This is a genomic window from Rhodovulum tesquicola, assembly GCF_024128855.1.
In the GTDB taxonomy this organism is placed as follows: domain Bacteria; phylum Pseudomonadota; class Alphaproteobacteria; order Rhodobacterales; family Rhodobacteraceae; genus Rhodovulum; species Rhodovulum tesquicola.
In genome coordinates this window covers 1-7,002 of sequence record NZ_JAMYDV010000041.1, presented here as the reverse complement: position 1 = coordinate 7,002, position 7,002 = coordinate 1, and the positions used below count along the sequence as shown (strand labels likewise).

The following is a 7,002-nucleotide window of genomic DNA, read 5'->3' as shown; positions in this document are numbered from 1 at the left end:
CACCACGCCAAGTGAACTGAGAAACTCCGTCATAGTCTCCATGGAGAAACTCCACCCCTGTTAGCCAACAGAGACGGACTCGCAGAACGGAAAAATCACAGGAAGGTGGGGGCAAAACACCGTTTACCCTTGAGCGAGCAGGGCCTTGCGTGCACGCTCGTCTCTTTGTGAGTTCTGTGTGAGCTTCTGTTCCCAGAAGTCCCTGTTTTGCTTTGGGATGTTCGCGTTGCTACATCCTTCATGCTGGTGCCAGAAGCATCCGTGCACGAATATCGCAGCCTTGTACTTTGGCAGCAGTATATCGGGTCTCCCCGGAAGTTTGCGGGCATGGAGCCTGTAGCGGAAGCCTCGGGCATGCAGTCCGCGCCGGATGTAGAGTTCCGGATCCGTGTTCTTTCCGCGGATCCTCGACATCATTTGCGACCGGGTCAGCGGTTCGCGCTTCTCCTCAGATCGCCGCGGCAAGGGAGGGGCGTTGCCAGCCAGGCTTCAGAGCCACTGCGTTTGAAAGCCAGGGCGACATTGCTTCAGCTATCGAGATTGCGACCGGTGCGGCAACGGCATTGCCGAACTGTTTGTAGGCCTGAACATCCGATACGGGGATCACGAACGGCTTGTTGCTCCCGGGCCTGTCAAAGCCCATGAGACGAGCGCACTCACGGGGGGTAAGTCGACGGGGGTTCTTGCCCTTCTGTGCAACAAGGATCTCGGATCCGTCCTTGTAGTAGCGGGCGGACAGGGTGCGTGCCACGCCGTTTCCGTCGACAAGGCCGAACCCGAAGCCGTTCCCCTTGGCCTTATGCTTGGCGGCATAGTCCTGAAGGTATCTCCAGAGGTTGTCGGTCAAGGTGTACTTGCTGGAGACCTTCGCCTTGCGACCCGTGGTGTAGGGTTCTTCGACCGTCTCGCTGCCATCTTCCGGATGAAGGATGGATGACAGGCGCGGGCTTTCATCATCTGTCGGCGGCCTCACCTGATCAAAGTCGAAGAGCGTAGGCTCACGGAAACCGACGATGAATGTTCGTTCCCTGTGCTGCGGCAGCCAGTGCCGGGCGTCGATGATCCGCCAATGAACTTCATATCCGAGCTCTTCCCGGAGCGTCCGGATGATGACCTCGAAGGTTCTGCCCTTGTCGTGGGAAACGAGGTTCTTCACGTTCTCGAGGAGGAAAGCCCTCGGTCGATGGTGCTTCAGGATGCGCGCCACATCGAAGAACAGGGTCCCCTGCGTCTCGTCCTCGAAGCCATGCGCACGCCCAAGAGCGTTCTTCTTCGATACTCCCGCGATGGAGAACGGCTGGCATGGGAAGCCGGCGAGCAGAATATCATGCTCCGGGATGCCGGCGACGTCGACGCCAGTGATGTCTCCGGCGATCTCGTGATCGTCCTCGTAGTTTGCCCTGTAGGTCTGCTGGGAGAACTTGTTCCACTCGCTCGTGAAGACGCACTGACCGCCGATCGACTCGAAGCCGACCCTGAGCCCGCCGATTCCCGCAAAAAGATCAATGAATCTGAAGTGTGTAGCGGTCATCCCTGCCCCCTGTTCTTGCCGGCGTCTGATGAGGATATTGTGCCTTTTGCCTGCGCTCGAAACCAATTTCCCGAAAGAAAATGTTCCGGTATTGTTCTGGGAAGCATCATGTACCATGACCCTTCTCGCCCGCAACTGAAATATGCTGCTCGCTTCGCCTTGTCAGTGATGAAGATGCCAGTCGCCAAAGGAGCGCTTGTGAGCGCCGGGCCTATCGCCGACACCCCTTAGGCACGCCACCGACGTCATCGTACAGATGTTACTTCAGGCTTTGCCGACGCCACGATCTTACAGCCCCGCTCGTATCTGATCTTGGCTCGGTTTCATTCCAGCGGTCCCAAAATGCAACCGTCTGACTATCAGGTCGCATCGTTGGCTCCGCGATCCTAACCCGTGTGGGTAGAAGGCTTGCGTCACCTACAACCAGCGCTTCTCCGACGTCTAAAACGGGCAGTAGATCACCGAAGCTTCCAAGGCTATCGGGTAGAAGTCGTTTTATCACGCTTTGATCCTCTCCATTCGTAAGCCGCATCGCAATTACATTGTTGCACTGACTCAGAACGGTGCGACTAACTTCGGCAGGGCGTTGACTTATCACTACCAGGCCTATTCCGTACTTCCTACCTTCTTTCGCAATCCTTTCGAATATCTCCACGGAAACGGAGTCACTACTGTCGGCGCGCTGTCTCTCCGGTATATACAGGTGTGCCTCATCGCACATTATTGCGATCGGGTGACGTTGTGCGCTGGCAGACCAAAGACTTGTTGAGAAAATAATCTGAGCAAGAAGGCTTACCATAAGGGGAAGTACATCGGAGGGGACCTCTGAGAAGTCTATGATCTTTATGCCGCCCGCGCCATCTCCTTGTGCGGCCCTCCCAGCCGAGATGGTGTGGACCATTCTATCCATCCAAGGAAGATCCATGCACTCTCCCGGAGGCTTGAAGAGGAAGGCTAGTCGTCGATCATTGCGCTTCGCCTCAAGGCGACCAATAAGCCGACTTAGCTTCCCGTGATAGGGGCCTTGCTTCTCGCGTCCGCTGGACCCCGATACCATTTCCTCATCTAAATCTCTTAATTTTGTCAGAAGGAAGTCAATGTCGAACGGTATAGGGCTGTCTATCGTAAAGTTTTCAAGGATCTCCGCATGCCTTTCACTATCAAGCGAGGCCTTTTTGGCATCAACGATCGTTCTCGTCATTACCATTGACTGGTTGGGAGCATTCTGATCGCTGCGATCAACAAACATGGAGACCAGCGCCTCATATCCAAGCAACCAATACGGCAGGTGAAGAACCCCGTCGTCGAGGCCCCTTCCTGATTCGATGTCGGAAGGTCCAGCAATTCGTAGGTGCCTGAACTCTTTTCCAGTTAATGGACCATACTCACCGTGGATGTCGAACAGTACTACGTTTGCCTGTGGAAGTTGCGCAATCTGATCCAGGAGCCGAGCGGTGGTCCACGACTTTCCTGAGCCGGTGCTGCCAACGACCACGGCGTGGCGTTGAAAGAGCTTATTCCCATTCAGAAAAGCCTCGGCTTCATCATCTAACGTGAAGTGACCGAGGGAGAGCCTCGGCCCAGCATCTTTCACGTTGGATATGACTTGCATGAAGCGCGTCAGTCTGTCGGCCTCAAGAGAAAAGCAATTTGCGTCAATTTCAGGCACAGTCTCGAGGGTTCGTCTGAATACGTTCTCCTCAGCTCCGACGCGATCCAAGAGCGTTCCAATGAGTGTTACCTTGACCAGGTTGTTCTCGCTGATCGGTGGGGTATCAGCATCCAGGGCGGCATCGGAAGTTTCTGTGGTGTCAGCTTTTCGCGTTATCTTGATAACAACGCCGATCAGGTGCTGCCCTGGGCGGCTACTTTGAAGGACCGTAAGCCGATTGACCTGTAATCTTTTTAGGCGCTCAATGTCGTCGACGCGGATAATGACCGCGGTGGTATCAACTGAAATCACGCACCCAAGGGCTTCATCGTCTTTGAAATCGAAAATTGGCATGGATCCTCCTAGATCACAAGTGAGTTGAAGCCGGGCAGTGACCAAATGTTTTCGACTGACAGATCTAGGCCATCCGGATGCTCGGGTGAGTATAGTGTGCTGCCATCTTCTTTCTTTTCGAGCGCAAGATATTTAGTGCCGGCGTTCTTGGCTAGGAATTCCTTCGCCTCCACGGTGAGCGTCCTTGCAAGCACGACGATGGGCACATTTCGCTCGCGGCATCTTTCAATTATCTTTGGGTGGATGTGCTGGTCGCGGAATCCAAAGCCGATGCATAGGAATGAAGAAGCACTGCTGAGGGCATTATCTGCGCCATTGATCGTGGTTCGGAAGGGGTCTTCATATGTCTTCTCGAACTTGTTCAGGCCCGGAGTTACAATTAGCGGCGTATAGCTGTCTCCCGGCATTTGGTGGGCTGGCAGTCCTATGGTGCGCTCGTCTTGAGTCCGAAACCAATCGAGGGAGCCGTGGACCTTCCAGATATTTACGACCCGAGAGGGTTTTGCGCCATGATGGAACTTTATTCGATTGCTTGCCTCCCATTTCTGAACGTAACCGGGAGCAAAACCCGTTTGAAACAAGATTCCAGCCGAGTTGCAGGCGTACTCTATGACGCGATCGTAGTTTGTCGTGACGATCTGAAGTGAGCTATGAGTGCTGCTAAACATCGCAGTCACTAGTCTGCTGAGTGGGAAGTGATCCGGGGAGTTGACGGCGAGGTCCAGAAGTTGAGCATCCTTTTCATTTACACACCGCCAAGTCATGGCCACGATCTGTCTAAGCAAATCGGGCGGAACAGATTGTCCTTCGAGCGCTTGCTCAAGATGATTGCCCTTTTCGAGCGCGGTTCTGACCGTTGTCCATGACTTAGTTTCAGCCTCTCCAGTTGGATTCAGATTGGCAATCAGGTAATTGGCTAGGTCTAACATGCTCGGCAGGCCGTGGGGAATCGAGGCGCCGCTTCCAATTACTATAGTGGGGCATGCTTGGAAGCAGCTCTGCGCTAGTTTGGCTATCTCTGCGAGTTGCATGGCTGCTCTTTGATCCGCGTCTCAGCTGCTGATTTTCTTAGGGCAATTGTCCATTTAGTCCCCCCAGCTCTGCTGGTGAAAGAACTCCACCTGTCACGCTACATTTGCTTGTACAGGAAGATGCAGAAGCAACCGGAAATTGCAAGCGTCTCGTGGGGATGCTGTGGTCACTGAGTCTGGACTTGCTCGCATTGTCCAGATCAGGTTCTCACGGGTGCGCGAGAGAGAGCATTAGCGCAGTTGCCCTTGTTTCGATGGAGGGCGCAGAAGAGACGTCCTGACGAAAGGCTTGGCAGCAACCTATGATTACAGCTTGTTGGGTAGCCCTCGTGAGTGCTGTGTAGTGAAGGGATCGATCGCCAAGTCTGCATGGCACTACAGGCACCAAGATCCGAACGAATTGACTTCCCTGGGCTTTGTGGACGGTAACCGCATACGCATGCTCGAGGGCATCAAGCCCCGTCCTCTCGATCTTCTTTTGTTCTCCCTCGAACAGGACCAAAAGTCCATCCTCCGTGAGCTCTAAAACGGTCCCGAGTGTACCGTTCATCAACCCCAGCTTGTAGTCGTTGACTGTCCAAATGACGGGTTCGCCTACACAGAAGCCTGAAACGTCAGGCTTTCGACCAGCGTACACCATGTGGAATAGGGAGTTGATCGTGCTCGTGCCGCTGGGGCCCTCGCGCAGGGCGGTGATGATCTGTGCGTCCGGCATATCGCCCTTCAGTTCGAGCAGCCGATCCGGGATATCATCGGGAGGGCAGGGGATGAACGAGATGCCTTGGCCGCTGCCTGCATAGTCTCGGAACGCGGGCAGCTGGCCGTTGCGGATAGCGAGGGATGCCGCAGGGATGCCGGTTGAGGCGGCCTGCCGGTGGACCTCGGTGAGCTCAACAGTCGGCATGGTCGGGTGATGCGCCAGGGCATGGAGGATCAGGCCGAACCCGATCGGGGGAAGTTGACCCGTGTCCCCGACAAACAGGAGGCGCGCGGTCTCCGGCAGAGCTCGCAGCAACTGATAGGTCGTCGGGAGATCGAGCATCGAACTCTCGTCGATAATGATCAACGCACCTTCAGGATTGAGGCCGTCCTTCAGAGCCATGAGGAGCGCCATGATGGTGCGGGCGGGGCGTCCCGTCGCCTCTGTCATGCGCCGCGCTGCACGCCCGGCGAGCGCGGCCTGCAGAACCGGAGTGCCGTAGGCCTCGGCCAGAGTGTGAATCGCCTTGAGCGCGGTTGTCTTTCCTGTGCCGGCTCCGCCGACCAGGACGCTGACGGGCTCCTTGACGGCCATGAGAACAGCAGCGTGCTGCTCCGCATTCAGAGCGATGGACTCCCGCTCCTGATAGCGCTCAAGAACCTCATCCAAGGCAGAGTCTGGGGCTCCAGCCAGGAAGTCCGGCTGCTCACGGCCAAGGTCCTGACGTCGACGCAGATCCTCTACGACGAAGCGCTCCATCATTGCCGTTCCTGCCCCAGCCAGAAGATCCCCGACCACGACCAGCGCTCCTTCCGCGATGGCTGAATCAATTGAAAGTTCAGCCATCTCTCTCGGCGCTCGTAGGAGCTTCATGACCGCGGCGGAAAGTTCTGTCCTATCGACAGCCGTGTGCCCGTTATCCAGCCGGCGAAAAATGACCGCTTCCACCGCGCCGACGAGCCGACGCGGGTCGTCGCCCTGCACATTCACGGCCCTCGCCAAGCGCTCCGCATCGGTCCAGCTTGAGAAGGCGAGGATCCGATAAGGGTTCTCCGCCATCCGATCTGCGAGATCAGGGCCGTAGATCGCGCTGAGCCGCCTTGCAAGGCGGGCAGGGAGCCCGTGGCCGTCACACCAGCGGTATGCGGCAACCTCGTTCGATTGGGCCGTCCAGGCGCCCTGAGCCACGCTTGCGAGCTCATCGCCGATCAGGTCGGCGATCCGTCGGTCTTCTGGGTCGGCGAGTGCATCGTAGATCTCGTCGCCGAGAACACCCCAAAGAAGCGCGGCCTTTGCGGCGCCGATACCGGGACAAGAATTCCCTTTCAGAAAAGAGACTACGAGGCGACCGCTCGGTTTCGTCAGAACAGCGCTGCTTGCATGGACCTGTGGGCCGAAGCGAGGATGTTTGCGGATCCTCCCCCCGATATCCCAGATTTCTCCGACGAGAGGCCCTCGGGGCATGACTGAGGCATCAGCCACGACACGGAAGGTGCTGTCGTCGGCAACGACGTTCATCACGGCGCCGCCGCTCCGCCCGGACCAGAGGACCTTCGTGATTTCGCAGGTTCGTGTCATGGGATCACGCGCTTTCCCTGGATCACCATTTGATCGTAAGCGTCGTTGGACGGCCACCCGGTTTTCAGGTTGACGGCTGGTAATTCCACGGGAGCAACTCGTCCAGTCGGCCTTGCGGATGGCCGGCGGCGATGGCTTCGAGGGTGGATTTCAGATA

At 56.6% G+C, this 7,002-nt stretch carries 6 protein-coding genes; all 6 read right to left on the bottom strand.

Annotated elements, in window-relative coordinates:
- Positions 1–123 precede the first annotated feature (123 nt).
- Positions 124–465, bottom strand: a complete 342-nt coding sequence (locus NHN26_RS16990) for a very short patch repair endonuclease (protein ID WP_290443016.1) — start codon at positions 463–465, stop codon at positions 124–126.
- Positions 449–1,531, bottom strand: a complete 1,083-nt coding sequence (gene dcm, locus NHN26_RS16985) for a DNA (cytosine-5-)-methyltransferase (RefSeq protein ID WP_290443015.1) — start codon at positions 1,529–1,531, stop codon at positions 449–451. The genes NHN26_RS16990 and dcm overlap by 17 nt, the downstream gene beginning before the upstream one ends.
- A gap of 259 nt (positions 1,532–1,790) precedes the next feature.
- The gene (locus NHN26_RS16980; RefSeq protein ID WP_253090507.1) at positions 1,791–3,536 is read right to left on the bottom strand and encodes an ATP-binding protein; all 1,746 of its coding nucleotides are present in this window, start codon (positions 3,534–3,536) and stop codon (positions 1,791–1,793) included.
- A gap of 8 nt (positions 3,537–3,544) precedes the next feature.
- Positions 3,545–4,567 (bottom strand): SIR2 family protein, encoded by a 1,023-nt coding sequence (locus tag NHN26_RS16975; RefSeq protein ID WP_253090506.1) that lies wholly within the window; start codon positions 4,565–4,567, stop codon positions 3,545–3,547.
- 208 nt (positions 4,568–4,775) lie between these two features.
- A complete protein-coding gene (locus NHN26_RS16970) occupies positions 4,776–6,785 on the bottom strand; it encodes an ATP-dependent DNA helicase (protein ID WP_253090505.1) in 2,010 nt (669 codons plus the stop codon).
- 124 nt (positions 6,786–6,909) lie between these two features.
- The coding region (locus NHN26_RS16965) for a transposase domain-containing protein (RefSeq protein WP_435594220.1) at positions 6,910–7,002 on the bottom strand (93 nt) is incomplete at its 5' end.

What these genes read in the sequence shown, in the direction of transcription:
- NHN26_RS16970 (WP_253090505.1), bottom strand. Translation starts at nt 6,785, where the DNA reads ATGAACGTCGTTGCCGACGACAGCACCTTCCGTGTCGTGGCTGATGCC.
- NHN26_RS16980 (WP_253090507.1), bottom strand. Translation starts at nt 3,536, where the DNA reads ATGCCAATTTTCGATTTCAAAGACGATGAAGCCCTTGGGTGCGTGATT.
- dcm (WP_290443015.1), bottom strand. Translation starts at nt 1,531, where the DNA reads ATGACCGCTACACACTTCAGATTCATTGATCTTTTTGCGGGAATCGGC.
- NHN26_RS16975 (WP_253090506.1), bottom strand. Translation starts at nt 4,567, where the DNA reads ATGCAACTCGCAGAGATAGCCAAACTAGCGCAGAGCTGCTTCCAAGCA.